A 24,484-nucleotide genomic window follows, 5' to 3' on the forward strand; every position below is an offset into this window, starting at 1 on the left:
CTTATGGGATTCTTTAAACGTAAACCTAAAAAATTTGAATATCAGCCTAGATATTATAAAGGAGAAGGAAATCCTTTTGAAATCAAACATAAGTTTGATGAGTTTAGAACTACCACAGGCAAGAATAAAAATCTAAAAGCTAAATTTATTGATGCAGTAGAAGAGCTTAAAAGTTCAGAGAATAAAGGTTCTAACAAAACAATTTTTATTATTGCCGCTATTCTAATTTTCATCTTCTTATACCTCATCAATTTTGACCTTTCAATCTTCCTATCAGAATAATGCCAGATATCATTCAGCTTTTACCAGATCATGTTGCTAATCAGATTGCAGCTGGCGAAGTAGTACAACGTCCTTCATCTGTCGTAAAAGAATTACTCGAAAATGCCATTGATGCCGATGCAACCGAAATTAAATTATTAATTAAAGATGCTGGCAAATCACTAATACAAGTAATCGATAATGGTATTGGCATGAGTGAAACTGATGCACGATTAGCATTTGAGCGTCATGCAACCTCAAAAATAAAATCGGCCGATGATCTTTTCAACCTAACCACCAAAGGATTTAGAGGTGAAGCTTTGGCTTCTATTGTTGCTATATCTCATGTAGAATTAAAAACTAGGTCAGATAATAACGAATTAGGCACACAAATAAAATTAGAGGGTAGCAAGATTATTTCGCAAAGTCTTATTTCTACACCTAAGGGAACGAGTATTGCTGTGAAACATTTATTCTATAATATACCTGCTCGACGTAATTTTTTAAAATCAAATAGTGTAGAAAGCAGACATATTATTGACGAATTTCAACGAGTAGCTTTAGCACATCCATCAGTTTCTTTCTCACTGTATCACAATGATGGTGAACTTTTTAATTTAAAGTCTGGTAATTTACGTCAGCGCATTGTATCAATTTTAGGGAGTAAAACAAATGAAAAGCTAGTTCCGATTAGCGAAGAAACGGATATAGTAAAAATTGAGGGATTTATTGCCAAACCAAATTTTGCTAAAAAGAAAAGAGGTGAGCAATTCTTTTTTGTGAACGATCGTTTTATTAAACATGGTTATTTGCATCATGCAGTAGTCAATGCCTTTGAAGGATTATTAGCGCATGGATATCATCCATCGTATTTTTTGTATTTAAAAGTACCTACTAATACCCTTGATATTAATATACACCCTACAAAAACTGAAGTAAAGTTTGATAATGAACATGCACTGTATGCTATATTGAGATCTACTATTAAACATAGTTTAGGGCAGTACAATGTTGCTCCAGTATTAGATTTTGAAAAGGATGCAACTCTTGATGTTCCATATGATTTTAAAGAAAAAAAAGCTACAACTCCTAAAGTAACTGTTGATCCCAGTTTTAATCCGTTTGAAACAGGAAAAAAATCATCACCAACTTTTAGAAAAGAACAAAATACCAGTTGGAGTTCTCTATATGTAAATGTTAAAGACGATGCTTTAGCAATAGAAAATATAGAGGTGGAATCACAAGAGGTTACTAAAGAACTTTTTGACCAACAGCAATCTACAAATAGAGCAGGAAAAACATTTCAGATACATCAAAAATATATTTTAAGTGTTATTAAGTCTGGTATTGTTATGATTGATCAGAACTTAGCGCACCAACGTATTTTATATGAAGAGTTTTTAACCATAATTACCATAGACGAAGCCGCTAGTCAACAATTATTATTTCCGATAGAATTAAGCTTTACTACTATCGAAATACAATTACTTAAAGAAATGAGAACTGATCTAGAAAGTATCGGATTTCAATTTGATAGCGTAGTATCTGAAAGTGTTGTAATTAAGGGAATACCAACCTTAATAAAAGAGAGTGAAATTCGTTCGATTCTTGAAGAGTTGTTAGAAAATGTTCGACATGAAATACCAGAAACTAGTTTTAGTCAAATAGACATTATTTCTAAAAGTTTAGCCAAAAGTTTGGCAATAAAAAACGGTGTGAAACTAAATATGATAGAGCAAGAAGAAATACTTGAAAAACTATTCTCTTGCAAAGAACCCAACCACTCTCCTTATGGCAAAAGTACATTTATCACATTGCCTTTAGAAGAAATTCAGTTGAAATTTGATAGTTAAGTTATGATGCGAATTACAGACACAGTAAAGCATTTAATTATTATTAATGTAATTTTCTTTGCAGCATCGTTTGTATTTAAAGAACCTTTCTATGATTTATTCGCATTCCATTTCCCTGAAAATAAATTATTTAAACCATGGCAATACATAACTCACATGTTTATGCATGGTTATGTTTTTGAGCCTGCTATGTTGCAGATGAGTATAATGCATATTGCGTTTAACATGTTTGGTTTATGGATGTTTGGAAGCTCGGTGGAACAAATGTTAGGAAAACAAAAGTTTTTATTCCTTTATTTTTCTGCAGGTATAGGCGCCGCTTTTTTTTCAACAGGTATTGATTATTTACAATTTAATCCAATCTATAATGAATTTATCCAATCTGGTTTAAATTCAACTCAAATAAGTACTTTTTTGGAAACTGGTTCAGTGAGTTCAAATTTTGATATAAATATTTCCCAATCTAATTTAAACAAATTTTATTCCGCATATAATAAAATAGCTGTTGGTGCATCTGGGGCTCTTTATGGAATAATGATATCGTTTGCAATGCTCCAACCCAAAGCTAAAATGGGCTTAATATTTCTTCCAATAATGATAGAAGCAAGAGTTTTTGTACCAATAATTTTATTTACAGATTTGTTTTTTGGTGTTTTTAGAATGCCGGGCGATAATGTTGGGAGATTTGCTCATTTAGGCGGTGCATTATTCGGTTTTATTATAATGTGGTACTGGAAAAAAAATCAATTTAAAAGGTGGTATTAACAATATATGGAAAGAGATTTAATAAATGATTTAGTTGAAGCTTTAAAGTATTCACCAAATAATATTCCTTTAAGGTTGAGACTAGGTAAATGCTATGAGAGGGTTTTTGAATTTGAAAATGCTGAAAAAGAATATACAACAATATTGAATATAGATCCAAAAAATTTACAAGCTAAAATAGCTCTAGCGAGTGTTTATTATTCTTTAGGTAAGTATTCTGTTTCACAAGTTATAATTGAAGAAATACTAGCTACAAACCAAAATAATATTGAAGTACAGGAATTGTATTGTAAAACACTTATTAAACAGGGGGAAATAAGTGGAGCTCAAGATGTTTTTAAATTAATGCTAGAACAAGTTCCTGGATATAGAAATGAAGAACTAGAAAGTTCATTAAAAATTAGTACCCACTCTAGTAGTAGTAATGGTATAGACGAAGATGCATTAAGTTTTATTGAAAAACCTAGCATTAGTTTTAAAGATGTTGGTGGAATGACAAATGTGAAATCGGAAATTTCTCTTAAGATAATTCAACCACTTCTTCACCCAGAATTATATAAAGCTTATGGCAAGAAAATAGGTGGCGGCATATTACTTTACGGCCCTCCAGGCTGTGGAAAAACTTATATTGCTAAAGCAACCGCTGGAGAAATCAATGCCAATTTTATTAGTGTTGGTATTAACGATATTCTAGATATGTGGATAGGAAATAGCGAAAGGAACTTACATGAAATTTTTGAAACAGCCCGTAGAAATATCCCTTGCGTAATTTTTATTGATGAAATTGATGCTTTAGGAGCAAATAGAAATGATATGTCTAAAAGCGGCGGACGAACTTTAATCAATCAATTTTTAGCAGAGTTAGACGGAATAAATTCTAATAATGACGGTATATTGATTTTAGGTGCTACAAATACTCCTTGGCATCTTGATCCAGCTTTTAGAAGACCTGGGAGATTTGATAGAATAATATTCATCTCTCCTCCTGATGTTGATGCCAGAGAGGAAATTTTCAAATTAAATCTAAAAGAAAAACCTACAAGTGAGATAGATACAGATAAACTTTCAAAAATATCTTCAGGTTTCTCAGGCGCAGACATAAATGCAGTTATAGATATTGCCATTGAAGAAAAACTACAAGAATCCTTTAAAACTGGTAAGCTTGAGCCTATATCCACTAAAGCTATTTCTAAAGCTATAAAAAAAACAAATCCTAGCACTAAAGAATGGTTTAATTCTGCAAAAAATTATGCTCTTTACTCCAATGATTCTGGTCTATATGACGAGATACTTGACTACCTAAACATTAAGAAATAATGGAATCATCATATTATTTAAGAGGTACTCAATTATTTAATTTGGGCCGATATCAAGATGCTATAAAAGCTTTTAAAGAAGAGTTATCTATTAACCCAAATGACGAATACACTAAATATTATCTTGTTCTTTGTTATCTTAATTTAGATAAATTTGATTCTGCAGAAAAACTTATCAAATCGATTTTATCTACAAATCCAAATTTCAGTAATGCTCACTACTTAAATTCAATTATTTTATTACAAAAAAACAAACATGATAAAGCATTAGAATCCATTAATTTAGCTATTAATATTGACCCTTATGATGCCGATTATTTCGGTCAAAAATCTTTAATATTTTTGACTTTGAAAAAATTTGATGATGCTCTTAACATGGCTAATCAAGGATTAAATATTGATGCCAAAAACTTAAACTGTCTTAACACCAGAACACAGGCACTAACTAAGCTAAAGAAAAAAGATGAAGCTTTTGAGACGTTACAAAATACACTTAGTGACAATCCTGAAGATGAATTTACACATTCGAATGCTGGCTGGACAAACTTAGAAATTGGAAATCATAAAGTTGCTAAAGAACACTTCAAAGAAGCCCTTCGAAAAGATCCAAATAATCAGTATGCCAGAGAGGGTATGGTAGAGGCTATTAAATCACAAAACTTTATATATAGATCTTTTCTAAAATATGCTTTTTGGATTCAAAATAAGTCTAAAAATCAGCAATGGTTTTTTATAATTGGAATTTATATCCTTTACAGATTCGCATATTCTTTTTTCAAAAATATCGGATTATCATATATAGCCCCTATTTTGGTTTTTGCTTATTTAGTTTTTGCCTTAGGCTCATGGTTGATAACTCCAACATCAAACGCCATTTTATTATTTAATAATTACGGAAAATATTTACTAAATAAAAGAGATAAAGAGTCTGGACTACTATTATTATCTTTTGGCTCAATTTCAATCATAACTATCTCTCTATTTTACACTCTTAATATAAGTTCTTTTTTAACCATATCTCTAACGTCTTTATTTACTATATTACCAATTACTCATTCAAGGCAATTTCCGAATAAAAATTCTAGACTGATAAGTCTAAGTTATAGTATTATAATGCTATTAATAGGAATATTTAATGCTATATTTTTTAATAATCAATTATATTTAACGGGTTCCGTATTTATAATGATGATTGCTTATACTTGGTTAAGTGGCTTATTAAAGGATTAAACAAACAGATTTATGAGTGTTTTTGCAGAATTAAAATCAAAGTACAATTTATCAGATATTTCAATAAAACTTATTTTCATTAATGTTGGAATATTTGCCATTATTGCTATTTATAATGCAATATTTTATTCCGTCAATGCCAATAATTCTTATTTTTTTACAGATTATCTAGCTCTACCAGATAATATTACAAGTCTTACCAGTATACCCTGGTCATTATTTACGTACAGTTTTTTGCACTATAGTTTTTTTCACCTATTGGGAAACATCATAGTCTTATATTTTACCGGTAGAATTTTTTTAAATTTCTTTAATGAAAAACAATTTCTATCTTACTATATATTAGGTATTATAGCTGGCGGTATTATATTTTTGTTAGCATATAATTTGTTGCCAGCATTTAAAAATGAATCAGCAGTTTTAATAGGGGCTTCAGCAGCTATTTTTTCGACATTAATTGGAATAACGGCTTACGTCCCAAATTACGAGGTTAATCTTTTTGGTTTAATTGTTGTCAAATTATGGGTAATATCAACATTATTAACTATTGGATTTATAGCGGGAATCCCAGGGAATAATTCTGGAGGGGAGTTCGCTCATTTAGGCGGAGCTTTAGTAGGTTATTTGAATACTCTGCAATTAAAGAAAGGTAATGATATAGGAAAATGGTTTTCTAATTTACTTACATCAAAGAAACAAAAGCCTCTAAAAACCGTTTACAAAAAAGAAAAGCCATCCAAAACATCATTAGATAAAAATATGCATCAGCGAAAAATTGACACCATATTAGATAAAATAAGTAAATCGGGTTATGACACACTAACGCAAGAAGAAAAAGATTTCTTATTTTCGGCTGGTAAAAAGTAAGCTAATCATACCCTACAAACCTTATGAAGAAGCTATCTTTTGTAAATAAAGTACTATTCTTTATCAATAATATATTTGCCATATTATTATTGTTATCTTTTTTTGTGCCTTATACCAAGCCTTCTTCATTTTCGCTAGCACCAATTATTGGCTTAGCAATTCCGGCACTCATTATCACTAATGTTATATTCGTTATATACTGGATTATTATCGGACTTAAAAAACAATTTGTACTATCTGCTTTTGTTTTGGTTTTAGGTTTTTTTGTATCAACTCCTATATATAAATTTTCATCAAAAGATGATATTGAAAGCGAAAATCAGCTTAAAATAATGAGTTATAACGTGCGAAAATTCAATCAAAGAAAATGGAAAGATGATGTAGCTATTCCCAATAAAATAAGCGAATTCATACAACAAGAGAATCCAGATATAGTAGCGTTACAAGAATTTGTAAATACAGAGGGTATAGCAATCAATTATCCACATATTTATAATCCTAAAATTGGAAGATATACTTCAGGTTTAATACTTTACTCAAAGTATCCAATAATAAATCAAGGTAGAGTTTTTTCCAAAAAACATGAAGATCGTATTATTTATGTTGATATACTTAAAAACAAGGATACATTACGTGTTTATAATTTTCATTTACAATCACTTGGATTAGTTCCTGAAGAAGAATATTTAGGTCAAAAGGATTCGGATAGATTGATAAGTCGCTTAAAAAAAGCATTTAAACTTCAAGAAGATCAACTTACTCCTTTACAAGAAGTCAGGAATAAATATTCAGGTAAAATAATTGCTGTTGGAGACCTCAACAATACGGCTTATTCTTGGGTGTATAAAAATTTGAAAGTAGAACTAAAAGATTCTTTTTTAAGAGCTGGTGAAGGCTTTGGCAAGACTTATGATTTTAAAGGTTTTCCCTTACGGATTGATTATATTTTAGTGGATAAAGGTTTAAAAATTTTAAATCATAAAAATTACGAAGTCAACTATTCTGATCATTATCCAATTATGGCTACTGTTTCGTTTTAGAAACGTGTTTTAAATTCAATAAATTAATGGGGTTAATACCCAATCCTTTTACTTTTTTTTGTGAAAATCGCACTACGGCATCATAATATAAAGGTACCACCGGTGCTTTGGCGATAATAATACTATCCATTTTTTGATAAAGAGCGTATCTCGTTTCATTATCTACCGTTACAAAGGCTTCTTCATATAACTTATCAAACTCATCACTCTTAAAATGCGTATAATTAGGTCCGTTAGGAGCAAAATTTTTACTATAAAAAAGTGATAGATAATTTTCAGCGTCTGGATAGTCTGCTATCCAGCTGGCTCTAAAAATCGGTAATTTTCCTGTAGCTTTTGATTGTCGCAAAGTGGAAGGAGGAACCACATCGACATTCACACCAAGTCCTACTTTTTCAAGTTCTCTCTGTATGTACTCACATAAATCTAAATATTGACTATTGGTAGTAATTGCAATTTCAGGATTATGATTCCCCGTTTCTTTTTTAAATTGATCTACTAATTCTTTTGCTTTAGCAGAATTATATTCATAGCCCTTTAATCCATTAAAAGAAGGTAAACCCTTAGGGATAAATCCATTTATAGCTGGCGTGCCTATACCATTACGCATATATAGTATCATTTTCTCGCGATCAAAACCATAATTAATAGCTTTTCTCAATAAATGACTTGAGGTTGGATATTCAGAATCAACATTCATCATTAAACCTAAATACTCTGTATTTAAATACGAACCAGTAATTAAACGCAGCTGATCTTTATATCTATCTTTTAGTTTTCCATCTGTTGTTAATGCATCATCTTTATAAGAAGCATCTAACCCAGAAAGAAAATCAATATTACCTTGTACTAATTGTAAAAATTCACTCTGCTTATCTGGCAAAAAAGTAATAGCTACAGCTTCAAGATATGGTAATTGTTTCCCCTGCTTATCTTTTTCATAATAATAGGGATTCTTACGATACACCAACTTTGTATTTTCAACCCACATTTTAAATTGAAACGGACCTGTACCAATTGGGTTCGATCTAAAATCATTGCCATAATACTCAACAATTTCTTTAGGGACAACTGAGCAGTATTTCATAGACAACAATCCTAAAAAAGGTGGAAAAGGTTTTTTTAAATTAATAATAAAAGTAGAATCATTTTCAGCTTTAAAACTTTCTACATTTTGTAAAACCCAACCTCCGGGAGATGCAACATTCTTATCTAAGAGTCTACTAAAACTATATTCAAAATCAGCTGCTTTTACTGTGCGCGAAGAATCCTTGCCAAATAACTGATGTTTATGAAATTGCACATCATCTCTTAGAGTAAATGAATATGTTTTCCCGTCTTCAGAAATAGTCCAGCTTTTAGTAATATCTGGCTTGACATGTAAACTATCATCCAATTGTACTAGTCCGTTATACAGCTGATTTACAGCCCAAATATCTGCTTGCTTTTTTGCAAATGCCGGATCTAATGAACTGATATTAGAATGTTCATTATACCTAAATACTCGAGAATCGTCAAAATTACTTTTAGGTTTTGTGCATGCTAATAGTAATATTCCGATAAAGAAATAAGAAAATTTACTTTCTAAATTCATAATCACGTTCAACTTTACAAATTCGAACTTTGAAATATTGATACCAAATACTTCTACCCTTTTCTCTAGCAATTGTATGCTCGGCATTCATTCTCCAGTTTTTAATAGCTTCTAAACTATCCCAGTAAGAAATTGTAATTCCAATCTCTTTACTGGCTTTTTCTACACCTAAATAACCTATTTGATTTGCTGCTAATTCAAACATTCTATTGGCCATATTGTTATAACCATTCTCCTCTTCGGATCTGATACTAGAAAAAATAACGGCATAGTATGGCGGTTGTGGTGTATTGGCAATCATAAATATAACTCAAATTTTTTCTCTCGTATTTGTAAATCTTCAGCAATAGAGTCTTTGATAAATTGAAATCCTAAATAATTTAAAATTTTAGCTGAAGCTATATTTTCGTCTGCAACACAGGCTATCAAACGTTTAAACCCAATTTGTTGTGCATACTTTATTAAACCTTTTGCAATTTCTTTGGCATATCCTTTTTCCCAATATTTTTCGAGCAAACGATATCCTATTTCACATTCATTGTCCTTAATATTAAGAACAGTAATATCATTCTCTCTTTTTTCCCCATGGTCTTCACTTTTTACAATTGCCACAGTTCCAATAAAAGCTTTATCTACCTTACTTTCTACAGCAAAGATCCAAAAATCATTATCTTGCTTATCATACGAGATAATCAATTTTTCCAACTCTTCTTTATCTTCTTCAAAAGTCATAGGTTTACCTCTTACAAACTGCATGACCTTAGCATTACCCTGCATTTCGTGAAATGGCTCAAAATCAGTTAATTTCAACCTCCTTGCAAGGAAACTTTCTGTTTCAAAAATTGGATTCATTGGCACTAAAATTGTACTTTTGCACACCTGTAAATGTACAGTAATGAATGCACAAAAAAAAGTTGCTTTTTATACTCTAGGTTGTAAGTTGAATTTCTCTGAAACCTCGACTATTGCACGTAATTTTACCAATGAAGGTTTTATGCGCGTTGGCTTTGAAGAGAAAGCGGATGTTTATGTTATTAACACCTGTTCAGTAACTGATAATGCTGATAAACGGTTTAAAACTGTTGTGAAATCAGCTTTAAAGCAAAATGAAGATGCTTTTTTAATTGCTGTAGGATGTTATGCCCAATTAAAACCTGAAGAATTAGCTGCAGTAGATGGTGTTGATTTGGTTTTAGGAGCTACAGAAAAATTTAATGTTACTAGCTATCTAAATGATTTGACTAAAAATGATGTTGGTGAAGTACATTCTTGCGAGATTTCTGAGGCCGATTTCTATATTGGCTCCTACTCTATTGGTGACAGAACACGTGCATTCTTAAAAGTACAGGATGGTTGCGATTATAAATGTACTTACTGTACAATTCCATTAGCTCGTGGAATTTCACGTAGTGACACGTTAGACAATGTTTTAAAAAATGCCAAAGAAATTTCTGAAAAAGGAATTAAGGAAATTGTTCTTACTGGAGTGAATATTGGTGATTATGGTAAAGGAGAGTTTGGCAATAAAAAACATGAGCATACTTTTTTTGAACTGGTGCAAGCTTTAGATAAAGTAACAGGTATACATAGATTACGTATCTCTTCCATCGAACCTAATCTTTTAAAAGATGAGACGATTGATTTTGTAGCTAACTCTAATAGTTTTGTGCCTCATTTTCATATTCCACTTCAAAGCGGAAGTGATGAATTACTCAAAAAAATGAAGCGTCGTTACTTGAGAAAAATATATACAGACCGAGTTACTAAAATTAGAGAAGTAATGCCAAACGCCTGTATTGGTGTTGATGTAATCGTTGGCTTTCCTGGAGAAACAGAAGAATTGTTTTTAGAAACTTATAATTATTTAAATGATCTAGACATTTCTTATTTGCACGTATTTACTTATTCTGAAAGACAAAATACAGAAGCTGTTTTAATGGATGGAGTTGTACCAAAAAACATAAGGCATAAACGTAGTAAAATGTTACGTGGCTTGTCTGCTAAAAAGCGACATGCTTTTTATGAAAGCCAGTTAGGAAATGAATTGACTGTTTTATTTGAAGGTGAAAATAAAGAAGGATATATTTATGGTTTTACAGAAAACTACGTAAAAGTAAAAACACCTTGGAATCCTGAATTGGTCAATACGCTCCATAAAGTTGAATTAACAGATATTGATATTGACGGACTGGTTCGTTTTAACTTTATACACGAGTCTATTTTTAGTTGATATGAGTAAGACTCCTATTTATTTTGTTCCAGGTTTAGGTGCCAATACACAGATTTTTGAGCATCTAGAATTTCCGCAAGATCAATTTGAAGTTCACTATTTAGATTGGCTCATTCCAGAATCACTTAACGAAACCATTGAACATTATGCTCAACGCATGTGTGATAGAATTCAACATGAAAATCCTGTTTTAGCGGGTGTTTCCTTTGGCGGTGTCATGGTACAGGAAATGAGCAAAATTGTTAACTCAAAGAAAACAATTATTATTTCTAGTGTAAAGTCAAAAAAAGAACTTCCTAAACGATTACGATTAGCAAGAGCAACTAAAGCATATAAGCTATTTCCAACAAAAACTGTAAGTAATATTGAGACTTATGAGAAGTATGCTTTTAGCGGATTTACAAAAAAACGTATTAAACTCTATAAAAAATACATGTCTATGAATGATGAGCTCTATTTACCATGGGCTATTCACAATGTATTACATTGGAGGCAAGAACGTCCTATTGAAAATGCTATTCACATTCACGGAAGTGCAGACGGTGTCTTTCCAATTAAACATATCAAAAATTGCATCACGATTGAAGGAGGCACTCATGTGATGATCTTAAACAAAGCGAAGAAAATTTCACAGATTTTGATAGAACATATTTAGTACCTTCGCAACATGAATATTGAAAAAACCTTTATTGACGGGTTGCTAGTTATTACTCCACAAGTTTTTGCTGATGAACGTGGGTATTTTTTAGAAAGTTATAATAAAAAAAAGCTCGAAGATATTTTAGATGTAGAGTTTGTACAGGATAATGAATCAGCTTCTCAAAAAGGTGTTTTAAGAGGCTTACATTTTCAAAATCCACCTTATGCTCAGGGCAAATTAGTACGCGTTATTAAAGGTAGTGTTTTAGACGTAGTCGTTGATCTAAGAAAAAACTCAGAAACTTACGGTAAACATTATAAGCATGTTCTATCCGGTGAACATAAAGAGCAGTTGTACATTCCTGAAGGATTTGCCCATGGTTTTCTGGTTCTTGAAGATGAAACAATTTTTAGTTATAAATGTACAGACTATTACAATAAAGACTCTGAAGTAGCAATACTTTGGTGTGATGAAACTTTAAATATTAACTGGCAAATTGAAAACCCAATTATTTCAGAAAAAGATATGATTGGAATGAAATTTGCTGATTTTTTATCACCATTTTAAATCTCCTCTAATGTTAAAATCACATAAAATTTTACTCTTATTAGCTTTAGTAATTATAAGCGGCATCTTAATAAATGCCACACAACAAGACCCTGATTATAAATCTAAAGAAAAAGAAGTATCCATAAAAAACACAAGTGATTCTTATAACATTAAAGCATTGAAAATTCCTACTAATTTATCTTTTGCAGGAGAGCGTGTTCCGTTAGAACGACATGATGTAAAAGAGCGTATTGATAGAGAACTATTAGTCAACACTTATTGGCAATCTAATGCATTGTTATGGTTTAAACGCATTCACAAATATTTTCCAACTATAGAACCAATATTAAAAGAAAAAGGTGTACCGGAAGATTTTAAATATTTAGCAGTTATTGAAAGTGATTTACGTAATGTAACTTCCCCTGCAGGCGCTAAAGGCATGTGGCAAATGCTTAGAAGTGCTGCTAGAGAAAATGGATTAGAAGTAAATTCTAATGTAGATGAACGTTACCACCTAGAAAAGGCAACAAGAGCTGCTTGTGATTACTTAATAAAAGCTAAAAAAAGGTTAGGTAGTTGGACATTAGCCGCCGGAGCATATCATGCAGGAAATCATGGTATTGACAAGCGAATGAATACACAAATGGTTGACAATTATTGGGATGTATTAGCTGGTGAAAACACAGAACGCTATGTGCCTAGAATAGTTGCAGCAAAAGAAATTCTATCGAATCCTAAAAAATATGGTTTTCAATTTGATAAAGAAGATCTATACGTATTACCTGACAGTTATCAAGTAAAAGTTGATACCCCAATTACTAACATTGCAGCTTTTGCTAAGAAATTTAGCACACACTATAAGGAACTGAAAATCCATAATCCTTGGTTACGCGAAAATCATTTAAACAATAAAAGTCGTAAAGCATATTATATTAGAATTCCTGAAAGGTAATCTAAAGGTTTTCTAATAACGTCATCGATTCTCTTTTAAAGATGCTAGCACTATCTTCAAAAGATTTCATTGTGATCTCTGGCTTGTTAAAAATGTAAACCTTTGCCTTATTTTTAGCGCTTATCTCAATTATTCTTTTAGCATTAAGATAACTATCAGATTTATTAAGAGCATTTACTAAAACTTCATCTGCGGTAAACTCAGCACCTTTAAAAGTTGCATTATCATTAGTATTTATAACCAATAAATCTGTTTTACCTGTAAATTCACTATTAGAGCTACCAAAATGATCAATAACTATTTTTTGAGTATTAAGATTTGACTTTAACCTAGCGGATTCTTTCATACTTAACTCAATACTATCGGTCTTTATAGTAAGCTCAGCTTTTGAGCGCTCATTTGATTCTAATCTTAAAAACTGAGTTTCTATATGAGCTTCTAAATCAGATTTATTATTTAAAACAACTTGAACATTAAAAAACTCTAACTTATCAATAGCTGTAACTTCACTATCATCATTTAATTCTATATAGTCTAAATCTTCAACATATAATATCAATTCAAATCGTTTAGAATTTGTAATTCTTTTATTTAAAGAAATTGACAAAGTACTATCATCAATATCAGTTTCAACAACATCATGTAAGTTTTCGTCAGCTTCTATTTCGAGTTTAGTTTGATTTCCTTGCCTCAAGGACAATTTTACTTTATCATTGACTTCTAATTTAGAGAAATAACCAAATGTACGTTCATTATTAACTACATTTTTATTTCCTTTAATCTTACTTTTTCGTTGTGCCGAAATAGTTACACAAAAAAATGATAAACAAATTAATAGTATTATTTTTTTCATAAGCTTGCTATTTGTTTTTTGATTTCTGAATATTCTGTAATTATATCTTTCAAAATCTGTGCCGCAGGTTTGATATCGTGAATCAATCCTGCAATTTGTCCAATTTCTAACTCACCTTCTACCAAATCACCTTCAAACATACCTCGTTTTGCGCGTGCTCTTCCTAGCAATTCTTTTAATTCATCTATAGTGGGTGACTTTTGATATAGTTCTTGGACATCATTGTAAAATTTATTTTTCATCATTCTTACTGGTGCCAATTGTTTTAAGGTCAACTGTGTATCGCCTTCTTTTGCTTTAACTACCTCTTCTTTAAAATTAATATGAGAAGAAGCTTCGTTACTAGCTACAAATCGACTACCTACCTGAACTCCATCAGCACCCAACACCATTGCGGCTAACATTCCTCTACCTGTAGCAATACCCCCAGCCGCAATAAGTGGAATATTTATTTCTTCTTTCACCATTGGAATCAATGTAAATGTAGTTGTTTCATCTCTACCGTTGTGCCCACCCGCTTCAAAACCTTCAGCTACAATAGCATCTACACCAGCAGCCTGTGCTTTTAAGGCAAACTTTACACTACTTACTACATGCACCACAGTAATACCTTTATCTTTTAAGAAAGATGTCCAAGTTTTTGGGTTACCAGCTGAAGTAAATACAATTTTGACGTCTTCGTCAACAATAATCTTTATAATTTCCTCTATGTTAGGATATAACATAGGAACATTTACTCCGAAAGGTTTATCCGTTGCTTTTTTACATTTTTGAATGTGTTCTAATAATACTTCAGGATACATAGAACCAGCACCTAAAAGGCCTAATCCACCCGAATTACTTACAGCTGAAGCCAATTTCCAGCCACTAGCCCAAATCATTCCTGCTTGAATTACAGGGTATTGAATATTAAAAAGTCGAGTAATTCGATTATTCATGGAGTTAAATTTAAGAAATAACTCCAGAACCTAATAATTCGTCATTGCTGTACCAAGCTACAAACTGTCCTTCTGTAATGGCAGATTGCTCGTTTTCAAAATCTACATACAAGCCTCCATCAACTTTGTATAATGTAGCTTTTTCTAAAGCTTGTCTATATCTTATTCTTGCCAATACATTTAATGATTCGCCATTCTTAAGTGCTAAATCTTCTCTCACCCAATGAACTTCTTCACTTTTAACAAATAATGTACTTCTAAATAGTCCTCTATGATCTTTACCTTCTCCAGCATAAATAACATTCTCATCGACATCTGTTTCTATAACAAATAAAGGTTCTTTGGTTCCACCTACGGCTAAACCTTTGCGTTGCCCTTTAGTGAAATAATGCGCTCCTTGGTGCTTGCCAACCTCTTTTCCATCAGCAATAGAATATTGATATTTCTCAGCTTTAAAAGCTAATTCATCTTCTTTGGTAATAAATTCTTTCGTGTTTATATTATACAACGAAGCGTCTCCAGGAATTTGAACAATTTTACCTTCTTTAGGTTCTAATTTCTGTTGCAAAAAATCAGGTAAACGTACCTTACCAATAAAACATAATCCTTGTGAATCTTTCTTCTCAGCTGTTATTAAGTCTTGTTTAGCAGCAATTTCTCGAACTTCCGGTTTTGTCAATTCACCAATAGGAAATAATGATTTTGCCAATTGTTCTTGCGACAGTTGGCATAGAAAATAAGATTGATCTTTATTAACGTCCTTACCAGCTTTCAATTGATAAATAATTTTATCGTTTATTTCAAGCTGATCTTTTCTACAATAATGTCCTGTAGCCACATAATCTGCACCCAAATCGAGTACAATCTTCATAAAAACATCAAACTTTATCTCACGATTACATAAGACATCAGGGTTTGGAGTTCTACCCATTTCGTACTCTCTGAACATATAATCCACAATGCGTTCTTTATATTGTTCACTTAAATCTACTACTTGAAACGGAATTCCTAATTTTTCAGCAACTAGCATAGCATCATTGCTATCTTCTAACCATGGGCATTCATTAGAAATGGTAACAGACTCATCATGCCAGTTTTTCATAAATAAGCCAATCACTTCATAGCCTTGCTTTTTTAACAAATAAGCAGTTACGCTAGAATCAACACCTCCAGAAAGTCCAACAATTACTCTTTTCATCTTTTAAATTGAGGTTGCAAAGATAGTCAGTTTGAGTGTTTTAACCTTAGAAATATTCAAAATCCATTTTGTTAAACTTTTATTAAAAAACATTAAACATAATTATATTGTTTAGTCTTTTATTATATTTGTTAAACAAAAATAACTGAAATGAAGAAATTAAAAAAAATCTCAAAATTCGTAATTATTACCTTGCTCTTAACATCTACTATATCATGTAGTAATGACGATGACGGAAATGCGTCTCAAGGTCCAATCGATATTGTAGGATTGGCCCAATCGAATCCTGACCTTAGCATTTTAGTAGATGCTGTGATTGAAGCTGGTTTAGCCGATGATCTAACGGGTACCGGCCCTTTTACCGTTTTTGCACCTACTAATGAAGCCTTTCAGGCAGTACTAGATGAAAATGGTTGGAGCAGTGCAGCTGATATTCCTGATGATCTACTGTTATCGACTTTACTTTTTCATGTAATTCCCGGTGAAGTTAAAGCCGCAGACTTAACAGATACTTATGTGAAAACTCTGGCCACAGGTCCAAATAATGAGGCTTTATCCCTGTTAATTAAAGTTACGGGAGGTGTAGAGTTTAATGATGAAGCCACTCCTGTTGCAACAGATGTAGAAGCCACAAACGGAGTAGTACATGTAATTAATAAAGTAATGGGTATACCCAACATTCTCTCTATTGCATCTGGCAACAGTAACTTTAGCATATTGGTAGATGCCTTAACTGACAATAGGCACACCACAGACTTTATCTCTGTATTGCAAGGTGATGGCCCATTTACTGTATTCGCACCTACAAATGATGCTTTTCAAGCCCTACTCGATAGTAACAATGACTGGAATTCTTTAGCTGATATCCCTATAGAAACATTAAATGCCGTCTTAAAATATCATGTAGTAAATGGCGCTAATGTGCAAGCAGATCAGCTTACAGATGATCAATCAATAGAAATGTTTGGAAGCGGTTCGGTTACTATTGATTTATCTAGTGGAGCAAAAATTGAAACTTCAAGTGGACAATCAGTAAATATATTAGTTGGAGAATCAACAAATGACGTACAAGGCACTAACGGTGTAATACATGCCATTGATACTGTATTACTACCGGCTTCTTAGAACATTGGTTGGATATTTAATTAGTTTGGTTTAATTGTAAAAGCTTCATAATAAAATATTATGAAGCTTTTACTCATAAAAAAACCATAGCCTTGGCTATGGTTGGGTTAGTTAAATGTTTAGCGCTAACTCAGTTAGTATTGAGGGTATTTTAATTCTCTTTAGTTTCAGTTTTCTTTTTTAAACGGGGTTTCTTTTTGTTAGGTTGTTCTGTACTCACTAATTCACCATCTACATAATTCTCCCAAGTACCAACGCGAACATCATTTATAAATTGTCCTTTGGTTGTGATTTCTCCAGTTTTTCTATTATAATAAACAGCTTTACCATTCAATTTACCTCCTTTATAAGTAAAATGCTGAAATAAGTGCCCTTTGATAGAATATTTTTTATAAGTACTATCTAATTTACCATCGTTATAATATGCAACTTCTGTAGGCTTACCAGTATTATAAAAGGTTTTATAGGAACCATGTAATTTTCCATCATTATAATTTTCTTCAGACATTACAGTTTTCCCATCGATATGAAAATACAACCATTTGCCAATCCTATTTTTACCAACCATCAATCCTTTACTTTCAATAATACCTTCTTTAGTAAAGAATTTTACACTTGCAGTATCGTTTTCAGAATTGTATTCTTTAATCACAACAGGAAAATCTGAACTTGCAGCTGAATAAAATTTGAATGTTCCTACTTCTTTTCCATGATTAAATTTTCCAACATAGCGCACTCGACCATTATTGTAATATTTTTTCCAAATACCATGACGCTTACCATTTTCATCAAACTTATTTGAAGTTTCTTGAGCACTAGAAAAATTAATGCTTAAAATAAAGGTAAAGAAGAAAATAACTATTTTACTTTGCATTTTCATACTGTTAATAACTCGATAAAATCTTTTTTGTTGTGTAAACAATATTCTTGCCATTTCGGCAAACCAATAACGCATATTTCTAAACTTTATTTTGAGATACTAAAAAAACTAACTTCAGATAAAAATAATAGGGCATATAATAAATGAGCAGAAAATGAGTTCTATTTATCCAGTACTTTTTTAAAATTTACTAACCCAATTTGCCAAAAAAAGAAATGGGAGCCATAACTAAAATGACAAAATATTCTTTAATTAAAGAATTAAATGCTATAAAAACTATGAGTAAATCTCATAGAGATAAGGTAAGTCGTGCTGTACTAAAAGACGAATCACTTTTTAAATCTCTTATAGAAATAGCATTTGATTATAATGACGAAACTTCCGTTAAAGCAGCTCTTATATTAGAAAATGCCTGTGAGCAACGATTAGATTGGATAGCTTATAACCTTTCTCACTTTACAGAAAATATAGCATATCTTAAAAATGAAAGTGCCATTAGACCCGCAGCAAAAATCTGTAGCTTGATAGCTCAAGAAGTAAATTCTAAATTCGACTCACCTATTAAAGTTATTGTTACCAAAGAACAAATTGAGCAGATTATAGAGACTTGTTTTGATTGGTTAGTTAAAGAAGACACCAAAGTGGCAAGCAAAGCTCATGCTATGGAGGCACTCTATTTTTTAGGAAAACAATTTCATTGGATACATTATGAGTTAGAAATGATCATAAAACGTGATCTTGAAGCTGAAAGCGCGGCATATTCTTCTCGAGGGTTAAAAATCTTAGATAGAATAGGTAAAAATAATGCTGCCTAAAATCTTCTATTTTTCATTTATCAACTTCTTTTAAATCATTATTTTTGCGTTTCTAACAACGCAACGAATGAATTTGACCAGCTTAAATGCTATTTCACCAATTGATGGACGCTACAGAGGTAAAGTTGAACAGTTGGCCGACTTTTTTTCTGAAGAAGCTCTTATAAAATATCGCGTAAAAATAGAGATCGAGTATTTTATCGCTCTTTGCGAAATTCCACTACCTCAACTTGATAACTTTGACAAATCCTTTTTCGAAAGTCTAAGAAAAATCTATCAAGATTTTTCTCCAGAAGATGCTTCGGCTATTAAAGAAATTGAAAAAGTTACAAATCACGATGTAAAGGCTGTTGAATATTTTATAAAAGAAAAGTTTGATGACCTAAGTCTTCAAGAATATAAGGAGTTCATTCATTTTGGATTAACATCTCAAGACATTAACAACACAGCTATTCCTTTATCTTTAAGAGATGCTATTGGGGATGTATATGTACCAGAATATTTTAATGTTCTAGAGAAATTAGAAGAACTAGTTCAAGAATGGTCAGCTATCTCTATGTTAGCACGTACACATGGCCAACCCGCATCACCTACTCGATTAGGTAAAGAAATAGAAGTTTTTGTAGTTCGCTTAAAAGAACAATTTAATTTATTGAACGATATACCAAGTGCAGCAAAATTTGGTGGTGCTACTGGTAATTTTAATGCTCATAAAGTTGCATATCCGTCTATTGATTGGAAAGGGTTTGGTGGTCAATTTGTTCAAAGTTTAGGATTACAACATTCGTTTCCAACTACTCAGATTGAACATTACGATCATATGGCAGCTTTGTTCGATAATTTAAAGAGAATAAATACCATACTGATTGATCTTGATAGAGATATATGGACCTATGTCTCAATGGATTATTTTAAACAAAAGATCAAAAAAGGTGAAGTTGGTTCTTCAGCAATGCCACATAAAGTAAATCCTATCGATTTTGAAAATTCTGAAGGAAATTTAGGTATCGCAAATGCTATTTTTGAATATCTATCAAGCAAATTACCCGTCTCTAGATTACAACGAGACTTAACGGATTCTACAGTATTACGTAACATTGGTGTGCCATTAGCACATACTATTATTGGGTTTAAGTCAACCCTAAAAGGATTAAATAAACTATTACTGAATAAAGAAAAGTTTGAGGAAGATCTAGAGAATAACTGGGCAGTTGTAGCTGAGGCTGTTCAAACAATTTTACGAAGAGAAAATTACCCTAATCCGTATGAAGCGTTAAAAGGATTAACACGAACGAATGAAAAAATCAATCAAAATTCTATTGCTAATTTTATTGATGATTTAGATGTGTCTGATACAATTAAAGTTGAATTAAAAGCTATTACACCAAGTAATTATACAGGTATTTAATGAAGCATGTTTTTTTAATCATAGTACTTTCTTTAATATTTTCATCCTGTGGCAGCGGTGAGGGTTTAGATGCTTCTAAACTTAGAACCGGAACTTTTGAAACACATTTAGACGAATCTGACGAAGTTTCTACGGCAGAAAGAAATGATTCCATACAAATAGAAACTTATAATAATAAAAAGGACACTTTTAATATAGAATGGAAATCGAACTTTGAGTATATTCTTACAAAAGTAAATCCTAAAAAAGGATTAGACAGTTTACCATTTTATGTAAAAATTACTGGAATAAAAGGAAACACCTATACCTTTAAAGCATACTATAAAGGTTCTAATTTTAAGCAAAAAGGAAAAGCAATAAAATTAAAAAAATAAGATTATGTTAGAAATGTTTACCGATCCAGGTATCTGGATGGCCTTATTAACACTTGTGTTTTTAGAAATTGTTTTAGGTATAGATAATATCTTATTTATATCGATTGCATCTAATAAACTACCACAGGAACATCAAAAAAAAGCCACCAATATCGGGCTTTTCTTAGCCATGCTTTTACGCGTGATTCTGCTTTTCGGAATTTCATACTTAACTGCAATGGACAAAATAATCTATCATTTAGATTGGTCTTGGTTAAAAGTTGGAGTGACAGGACAAAGTTTAATTATGCTTGCCGGTGGTATTTTTCTACTCTATAAAAGTGTTCAAGAAATTCATCATAAAGTTGAAGGTCATGAAGAGGATGGCTCAACATCTAAAGGTAAAGCAACCTTAAATAGCGTTATTTTTCAAATAACAATGATCAATATTGTCTTTTCTTTTGATTCTATTTTAACTGCTGTTGGTATGACTACCGGAATTGATAAAAAAGGTACCACTATTGATGAAGCGCTAATAGTTATGATCATCGCCGTGGTGCTTTCTATGATAATTATGATGTTATTTGCTAACCCGGTAAATAAATTTGTTAGTAAACATCCAACGGTACAAATGTTAGGTTTATCATTTTTAATATTGATAGGGTTCATTTTAATCTCAGAAGGTGCACATATGGCACATTTACAAATATTTAACACCGAAGTGGGTGTTATTCCTAAAGGATATTTGTATTTTACGATCGCATTTTCACTAGGAGTTGAAGCGTTAAATATGAAGCTTCGTAAAAGCACTAGTGTTTAATATTTATTAATGAAAGAAAGTTTGCGTTATAGAATTTTAGGCTTTATTCTAGCTGCTATTGTGCTATTTCCATATACAGCACAAGCATTTCATGCATTAGAGAATCATGAGCATAAAGTTTGTAATGCAAAAGATGTAAAGCATTTTCATAGTGAAAATCTAGATTGTAGTATTTATCATACACCTGTTGAAAATCATTCAGATGGTATTGACTTTACATTTAAAGTTGTTTTAAATAAGAAGTTTGATCATTATTTTGAAAATAAAGTTCAAGCTACTTCATACGGGTACTTATCATTAAAATCTTCTCGTGCTCCACCTTATTTTATTGTTAAAAATTCAGCTGTGAATAATTAGGCTTCTACTTACGTGGAAGAAAACAATAAAATACTTTAAAATGAAATTAAAATTATCTATCCTATTTTTAGGATTATCACTTATAACATATAGTCAAAATAGCTTGCGCGGAAAAATTACTGACGCCAATCAAAATCCATTATTCGGTGTAGAAATATACGCTCCAAAACTGCATAAGGGAGTTACCTCTAGTGAAGATGGTTCCTATGAATTTAAGAACCTACCTAAAGGCAATGTAGATATTGTCTTTGCTTATATCGGCTATCAATCAGTACTTAAATCAGTGTCATTTGATGATGCTGAACAAGAATTAAATATTGTTCTTGAAGAGTCTGTTTTTGAAATGGATGAAATAATAGTTTCTACTCCTTTTAACAAATTACAGAGTGAAAATGTGATGAAGGTTGAACATAAAACTATAGCACAAATTCAAAAAGCCGGAGCGCCAACTTTAATTCAAGGTTTGGCTACAATTCCTGGTGTTTCACAAATCTCTACTGGTACAAATATAGGTAAGCCGGTTATTAGAGGATTAAGTAGCAATCGGGTTTTGGTCTATACACAAGGTATTCGTTTAGAAAATCAACAATTTGGTGATGAACATGGTCTTGGTATTAATGAAGCTGGTATTGGTAGTGCCGAAGTGATTAAAGGCCCAGCATCACTACTGTATGGATCCGATGCTTTAGGCGGAGTACTATATCTAAACCCTGAAAAATTTGCAAATGCAAATTCTGTAAGTTCAACAATTGGTTCTAAATATTTCTCGAATACGGAAGGCACAAATACTACGTATGTTTTTAAAGCATCTGGCGAAAAATTACAATTTTTAGGTCGTGGTACTTATAATAGACATATCGACTATGAGACAGCTAATGGTGAGCGCGTTACCAACTCGCGTTTCGATGAGTATGATTTTAAAACTGCGATGGGTTTAGAGTTACAAAATTTTCGTTCTGAGCTTAGATATAATTATAACCTATCAAAAATTGGCATACCAGAAGAAATAGGTGAACAAAATACTCAAATATCTTTAGAAGCTCCGTTTCAGCGTATAGATAATCACATTTTAAGTATGCATAATCACATCTATTTTAAAAATTCTAACTTAGATATAAATGTGGGTTATATAGCTAACAATAGAAAAGAATTTGAAGAACACCATGAAGAAGAGGAAGAAGAACACGAAGATGAGGAAGAAGAACACGAAGATGAGGAAGAGCATGGCGAAGAAGAACCAGAGTTAGCTTTGCATATGAAGCTAAAAACGCTTACTTACGATGCTAAATATCACTTACCTAAATTTGGCAATCTAGAAACCATTGTCGGTATACAAGGGCTACATCAAGAAAATAAGAATTTTGGAGAAGAGCTCTTAATACCGAACGCTAAAGTAAATGACTTAGGTGCTTTTGGAACAATAGCATATAGTTGGGATAACAATTATCTACAGGGCGGGCTTCGTTTTGATAATAGAAACATTACTACCGAACGAATGGAAATTGAAGAACATGGGCACGAAGAAGAAGAACATGAAGATGAAGAAGAAGACCACGAGGAAGAAGAGCGTGTGTTTGAAGCAATTGATAGATCATTTAATAGCTTTACAGCTTCGTTGGGCTATAAAACGGAATTGTTTAAAGTCATTACAACCCGTCTAAATCTAGCTACGGGTTTTAGAGCACCTAATTTAGCTGAATTAACCTCAAATGGCGTACATCACGGTACTAACCGTTTTGAAATTGGCAACGCCAGTCTTGACAATGAACAAAACTACCAACTAGATTTAGCTCTAGAGTATAAAAATGAACATATAGAATTCTTCGTTAATGGATTCTACAATAAAATTAATGATTATATATTCTTACGCCCAACAGGTGAGTTAGAAGAAGGTAATCAGGTATTTGAATATGTACAAGATAATGCCAAATTGTATGGTGGCGAGGCAGGATTTCATTTTCACCCGCACCCACTAGATTGGTTACATATTGAAAGTAGTTTTGAAATGGTAGTAGGTAAACAAGATAATGGCGATTATTTACCATTAATACCTGCCAACCAATGGAATAATACCTTACGTACTGAATTTAAAGATACTAATTGGTTAAAAGACAGTTTTATTGCCCTGACTTTAGAAACTGCATTTAAGCAGAACAACGTGAGCCAGTTTGAAACAGAAACTGATGGGTATAGTTTGTTAAATTTTGGTTTTGGTGGAAACTTCTCTTTAGGTAAAACCAAATTTAATGCGAGTTTGAATGTGAACAATTTATTAGATAAAGAATATGTTGCCCATCTATCTCGCTTAAAGGCAGACGGTATACAAAACATGGGTAGAAATATTGTAGTTGGTTTACAATTCAATATTTAAACTTCAAAATAGCCGAAAGTAATTTAGTTTGATTCTTGAATTATTTTCGGCTAACTTCGCTTATCAGCC

25 protein-coding genes are annotated in these 24,484 nt (G+C 31.8%); 18 read left to right on the top strand and 7 right to left on the bottom strand.

The features are described from left to right. The first annotated feature begins 3 nt into the window (after positions 1-3). Genes AC1EUV_RS08055 through AC1EUV_RS08085 form a run of 7 tightly spaced genes read left to right on the top strand, consistent with a single transcriptional unit; the run spans position 4 to position 7,332 of the window. On the top strand, positions 4-282 hold the full coding sequence (locus AC1EUV_RS08055; RefSeq protein WP_480198170.1) for a riboflavin synthase subunit beta: 279 nt from the start codon (positions 4-6) through the stop codon (positions 280-282). Beyond that, a complete protein-coding gene (gene mutL, locus AC1EUV_RS08060; RefSeq protein ID WP_480198171.1) occupies positions 282-2,114 on the top strand; it encodes a DNA mismatch repair endonuclease MutL in 1,833 nt (610 codons plus the stop codon). The genes AC1EUV_RS08055 and mutL overlap by 1 nt, the downstream gene beginning before the upstream one ends. Before the next feature lie 3 nt (positions 2,115-2,117). Then, the gene (locus AC1EUV_RS08065) at positions 2,118-2,879 is read left to right on the top strand and encodes a rhomboid family intramembrane serine protease (RefSeq protein ID WP_480198172.1); all 762 of its coding nucleotides are present in this window, start codon (positions 2,118-2,120) and stop codon (positions 2,877-2,879) included. Between the two features lie 6 nt (positions 2,880-2,885). After that, positions 2,886-4,196, top strand: coding sequence for an AAA family ATPase (locus AC1EUV_RS08070; protein WP_480198173.1), 1,311 nt, complete (start codon positions 2,886-2,888; stop codon positions 4,194-4,196). Then, positions 4,196-5,425 (top strand): tetratricopeptide repeat protein, encoded by a 1,230-nt coding sequence (locus AC1EUV_RS08075; RefSeq protein WP_480198174.1) that lies wholly within the window; start codon positions 4,196-4,198, stop codon positions 5,423-5,425. The genes AC1EUV_RS08070 and AC1EUV_RS08075 overlap by 1 nt, the downstream gene beginning before the upstream one ends. Before the next feature lie 12 nt (positions 5,426-5,437). Beyond that, positions 5,438-6,292, top strand: coding sequence for a rhomboid family intramembrane serine protease (locus tag AC1EUV_RS08080; protein WP_480198175.1), 855 nt, complete (start codon positions 5,438-5,440; stop codon positions 6,290-6,292). Positions 6,293-6,315: 23 nt separating this feature from the next. After that, positions 6,316-7,332, top strand: coding sequence for an endonuclease/exonuclease/phosphatase family protein (locus AC1EUV_RS08085; RefSeq protein WP_480198176.1), 1,017 nt, complete (start codon positions 6,316-6,318; stop codon positions 7,330-7,332). Here the strand turns inward: AC1EUV_RS08085 and AC1EUV_RS08090 are convergent. Genes AC1EUV_RS08090 through AC1EUV_RS08100 form a run of 3 tightly spaced genes read right to left on the bottom strand, consistent with a single transcriptional unit; the run spans position 7,316 to position 9,778 of the window. Then, the gene (locus AC1EUV_RS08090) at positions 7,316-8,926 is read right to left on the bottom strand and encodes an ABC transporter substrate-binding protein (RefSeq protein WP_480198177.1); all 1,611 of its coding nucleotides are present in this window, start codon (positions 8,924-8,926) and stop codon (positions 7,316-7,318) included. The two genes, AC1EUV_RS08085 and AC1EUV_RS08090, sit on opposite strands and share 17 nt — an antisense overlap. After that, positions 8,910-9,227: an antibiotic biosynthesis monooxygenase family protein gene (locus tag AC1EUV_RS08095; RefSeq protein ID WP_480198178.1), complete on the bottom strand. Its 318-nt coding sequence runs from the start codon at positions 9,225-9,227 to the stop codon at positions 8,910-8,912. The genes AC1EUV_RS08090 and AC1EUV_RS08095 overlap by 17 nt, the downstream gene beginning before the upstream one ends. Next, entirely contained in the window at positions 9,224-9,778 is a 555-nt protein-coding gene (locus AC1EUV_RS08100; protein ID WP_480198179.1) for a GNAT family N-acetyltransferase, read from the bottom strand. The genes AC1EUV_RS08095 and AC1EUV_RS08100 overlap by 4 nt, the downstream gene beginning before the upstream one ends. A 43-nt stretch (positions 9,779-9,821) precedes the next feature. On the opposite strand from AC1EUV_RS08100, the gene mtaB reads away from it, so the two are divergent. Genes mtaB through AC1EUV_RS08120 form a run of 4 tightly spaced genes read left to right on the top strand, consistent with a single transcriptional unit; the run spans position 9,822 to position 13,297 of the window. Then, on the top strand, positions 9,822-11,156 hold the full coding sequence (mtaB, locus tag AC1EUV_RS08105) for a tRNA (N(6)-L-threonylcarbamoyladenosine(37)-C(2))-methylthiotransferase MtaB (protein ID WP_480198180.1): 1,335 nt from the start codon (positions 9,822-9,824) through the stop codon (positions 11,154-11,156). Between the two features lies 1 nt (position 11,157). Continuing rightward, complete coding sequence (locus tag AC1EUV_RS08110) at positions 11,158-11,811, top strand: alpha/beta fold hydrolase (RefSeq protein ID WP_480198181.1); 654 nt, start codon at positions 11,158-11,160, stop codon at positions 11,809-11,811. A gap of 12 nt (positions 11,812-11,823) precedes the next feature. After that, positions 11,824-12,363, top strand: coding sequence for a dTDP-4-dehydrorhamnose 3,5-epimerase (gene rfbC / locus AC1EUV_RS08115; RefSeq protein ID WP_480198182.1), 540 nt, complete (start codon positions 11,824-11,826; stop codon positions 12,361-12,363). Between the two features lie 10 nt (positions 12,364-12,373). Next, positions 12,374-13,297, top strand: a complete 924-nt coding sequence (locus tag AC1EUV_RS08120; protein WP_480198183.1) for a lytic transglycosylase domain-containing protein — start codon at positions 12,374-12,376, stop codon at positions 13,295-13,297. Position 13,298: 1 nt separating this feature from the next. Here AC1EUV_RS08120 and AC1EUV_RS08125 read toward each other — a convergent pair whose 3' ends face one another. Genes AC1EUV_RS08125 through mnmA form a run of 3 tightly spaced genes read right to left on the bottom strand, consistent with a single transcriptional unit; the run spans position 13,299 to position 16,286 of the window. Further along, positions 13,299-14,150 carry a GIN domain-containing protein gene (locus tag AC1EUV_RS08125; RefSeq protein ID WP_480198184.1) on the bottom strand — a complete coding sequence of 284 codons (852 nt, stop codon included), beginning with the start codon at positions 14,148-14,150 and terminating at the stop codon, positions 13,299-13,301. Continuing rightward, complete coding sequence (locus AC1EUV_RS08130; protein ID WP_480198185.1) at positions 14,147-15,088, bottom strand: NAD(P)H-dependent flavin oxidoreductase; 942 nt, start codon at positions 15,086-15,088, stop codon at positions 14,147-14,149. Before AC1EUV_RS08130 ends, AC1EUV_RS08125 begins: the two co-directional genes overlap by 4 nt. A gap of 10 nt (positions 15,089-15,098) precedes the next feature. After that, positions 15,099-16,286 carry a tRNA 2-thiouridine(34) synthase MnmA gene (gene mnmA, locus AC1EUV_RS08135; RefSeq protein ID WP_480198186.1) on the bottom strand — a complete coding sequence of 396 codons (1,188 nt, stop codon included), beginning with the start codon at positions 16,284-16,286 and terminating at the stop codon, positions 15,099-15,101. 150 nt (positions 16,287-16,436) lie between these two features. Between mnmA and AC1EUV_RS08140 the strand changes: the two genes are divergently transcribed. Next, positions 16,437-17,411: a fasciclin domain-containing protein gene (locus AC1EUV_RS08140; protein ID WP_480198187.1), complete on the top strand. Its 975-nt coding sequence runs from the start codon at positions 16,437-16,439 to the stop codon at positions 17,409-17,411. Between the two features lie 151 nt (positions 17,412-17,562). On the opposite strand, the gene AC1EUV_RS08145 is transcribed toward AC1EUV_RS08140, so the two are convergent. Then, positions 17,563-18,285: a toxin-antitoxin system YwqK family antitoxin gene (locus AC1EUV_RS08145; protein WP_480198188.1), complete on the bottom strand. Its 723-nt coding sequence runs from the start codon at positions 18,283-18,285 to the stop codon at positions 17,563-17,565. A gap of 221 nt (positions 18,286-18,506) precedes the next feature. On the opposite strand from AC1EUV_RS08145, the gene AC1EUV_RS08150 reads away from it, so the two are divergent. From AC1EUV_RS08150 to AC1EUV_RS08175, 6 genes are all read left to right on the top strand, one after another. Next, on the top strand, positions 18,507-19,106 hold the full coding sequence (locus AC1EUV_RS08150) for a hypothetical protein (protein WP_480198189.1): 600 nt from the start codon (positions 18,507-18,509) through the stop codon (positions 19,104-19,106). Positions 19,107-19,173: 67 nt separating this feature from the next. Beyond that, positions 19,174-20,514 carry an adenylosuccinate lyase gene (purB, locus tag AC1EUV_RS08155; protein WP_480198190.1) on the top strand — a complete coding sequence of 447 codons (1,341 nt, stop codon included), beginning with the start codon at positions 19,174-19,176 and terminating at the stop codon, positions 20,512-20,514. Continuing rightward, entirely contained in the window at positions 20,514-20,888 is a 375-nt protein-coding gene (locus AC1EUV_RS08160; RefSeq protein WP_480198191.1) for a DNA topoisomerase IV, read from the top strand. The genes purB and AC1EUV_RS08160 overlap by 1 nt, the downstream gene beginning before the upstream one ends. Positions 20,889-20,892: 4 nt before the next feature. Then, positions 20,893-21,687 carry a TerC family protein gene (locus AC1EUV_RS08165; RefSeq protein ID WP_480198192.1) on the top strand — a complete coding sequence of 265 codons (795 nt, stop codon included), beginning with the start codon at positions 20,893-20,895 and terminating at the stop codon, positions 21,685-21,687. A gap of 9 nt (positions 21,688-21,696) precedes the next feature. After that, positions 21,697-22,044: a hypothetical protein gene (locus AC1EUV_RS08170; RefSeq protein WP_480198193.1), complete on the top strand. Its 348-nt coding sequence runs from the start codon at positions 21,697-21,699 to the stop codon at positions 22,042-22,044. Between the two features lie 40 nt (positions 22,045-22,084). Beyond that, positions 22,085-24,415, top strand: coding sequence for a TonB-dependent receptor (locus AC1EUV_RS08175; RefSeq protein ID WP_480198194.1), 2,331 nt, complete (start codon positions 22,085-22,087; stop codon positions 24,413-24,415). The last annotated feature ends 69 nt before the right edge of the window (positions 24,416-24,484 follow it).

This window comes from Maritimimonas sp. 2304DJ26-3 (assembly GCF_056591635.1).

Coding starts and splice junctions, on each gene's coding strand:
- AC1EUV_RS08055 (WP_480198170.1), top strand. CDS start 4: ATGGGATTCTTTAAACGTAAACCTAAAAAATTTGAATATCAGCCTAGA.
- mutL (WP_480198171.1), top strand. CDS start 282: ATGCCAGATATCATTCAGCTTTTACCAGATCATGTTGCTAATCAGATT.
- AC1EUV_RS08065 (WP_480198172.1), top strand. CDS start 2,118: ATGATGCGAATTACAGACACAGTAAAGCATTTAATTATTATTAATGTA.
- AC1EUV_RS08070 (WP_480198173.1), top strand. CDS start 2,886: ATGGAAAGAGATTTAATAAATGATTTAGTTGAAGCTTTAAAGTATTCA.
- AC1EUV_RS08075 (WP_480198174.1), top strand. CDS start 4,196: ATGGAATCATCATATTATTTAAGAGGTACTCAATTATTTAATTTGGGC.
- AC1EUV_RS08080 (WP_480198175.1), top strand. CDS start 5,438: ATGAGTGTTTTTGCAGAATTAAAATCAAAGTACAATTTATCAGATATT.
- AC1EUV_RS08085 (WP_480198176.1), top strand. CDS start 6,316: ATGAAGAAGCTATCTTTTGTAAATAAAGTACTATTCTTTATCAATAAT.
- AC1EUV_RS08090 (WP_480198177.1), bottom strand. CDS start 8,926: ATGAATTTAGAAAGTAAATTTTCTTATTTCTTTATCGGAATATTACTA.
- AC1EUV_RS08095 (WP_480198178.1), bottom strand. CDS start 9,227: ATGATTGCCAATACACCACAACCGCCATACTATGCCGTTATTTTTTCT.
- AC1EUV_RS08100 (WP_480198179.1), bottom strand. CDS start 9,778: ATGAATCCAATTTTTGAAACAGAAAGTTTCCTTGCAAGGAGGTTGAAA.
- mtaB (WP_480198180.1), top strand. CDS start 9,822: ATGAATGCACAAAAAAAAGTTGCTTTTTATACTCTAGGTTGTAAGTTG.
- AC1EUV_RS08110 (WP_480198181.1), top strand. CDS start 11,158: ATGAGTAAGACTCCTATTTATTTTGTTCCAGGTTTAGGTGCCAATACA.
- rfbC (WP_480198182.1), top strand. CDS start 11,824: ATGAATATTGAAAAAACCTTTATTGACGGGTTGCTAGTTATTACTCCA.
- AC1EUV_RS08120 (WP_480198183.1), top strand. CDS start 12,374: ATGTTAAAATCACATAAAATTTTACTCTTATTAGCTTTAGTAATTATA.
- AC1EUV_RS08125 (WP_480198184.1), bottom strand. CDS start 14,150: ATGAAAAAAATAATACTATTAATTTGTTTATCATTTTTTTGTGTAACT.
- AC1EUV_RS08130 (WP_480198185.1), bottom strand. CDS start 15,088: ATGAATAATCGAATTACTCGACTTTTTAATATTCAATACCCTGTAATT.
- mnmA (WP_480198186.1), bottom strand. CDS start 16,286: ATGAAAAGAGTAATTGTTGGACTTTCTGGAGGTGTTGATTCTAGCGTA.
- AC1EUV_RS08140 (WP_480198187.1), top strand. CDS start 16,437: ATGAAGAAATTAAAAAAAATCTCAAAATTCGTAATTATTACCTTGCTC.
- AC1EUV_RS08145 (WP_480198188.1), bottom strand. CDS start 18,285: ATGCAAAGTAAAATAGTTATTTTCTTCTTTACCTTTATTTTAAGCATT.
- AC1EUV_RS08150 (WP_480198189.1), top strand. CDS start 18,507: ATGGGAGCCATAACTAAAATGACAAAATATTCTTTAATTAAAGAATTA.
- purB (WP_480198190.1), top strand. CDS start 19,174: ATGAATTTGACCAGCTTAAATGCTATTTCACCAATTGATGGACGCTAC.
- AC1EUV_RS08160 (WP_480198191.1), top strand. CDS start 20,514: ATGAAGCATGTTTTTTTAATCATAGTACTTTCTTTAATATTTTCATCC.
- AC1EUV_RS08165 (WP_480198192.1), top strand. CDS start 20,893: ATGTTAGAAATGTTTACCGATCCAGGTATCTGGATGGCCTTATTAACA.
- AC1EUV_RS08170 (WP_480198193.1), top strand. CDS start 21,697: ATGAAAGAAAGTTTGCGTTATAGAATTTTAGGCTTTATTCTAGCTGCT.
- AC1EUV_RS08175 (WP_480198194.1), top strand. CDS start 22,085: ATGAAATTAAAATTATCTATCCTATTTTTAGGATTATCACTTATAACA.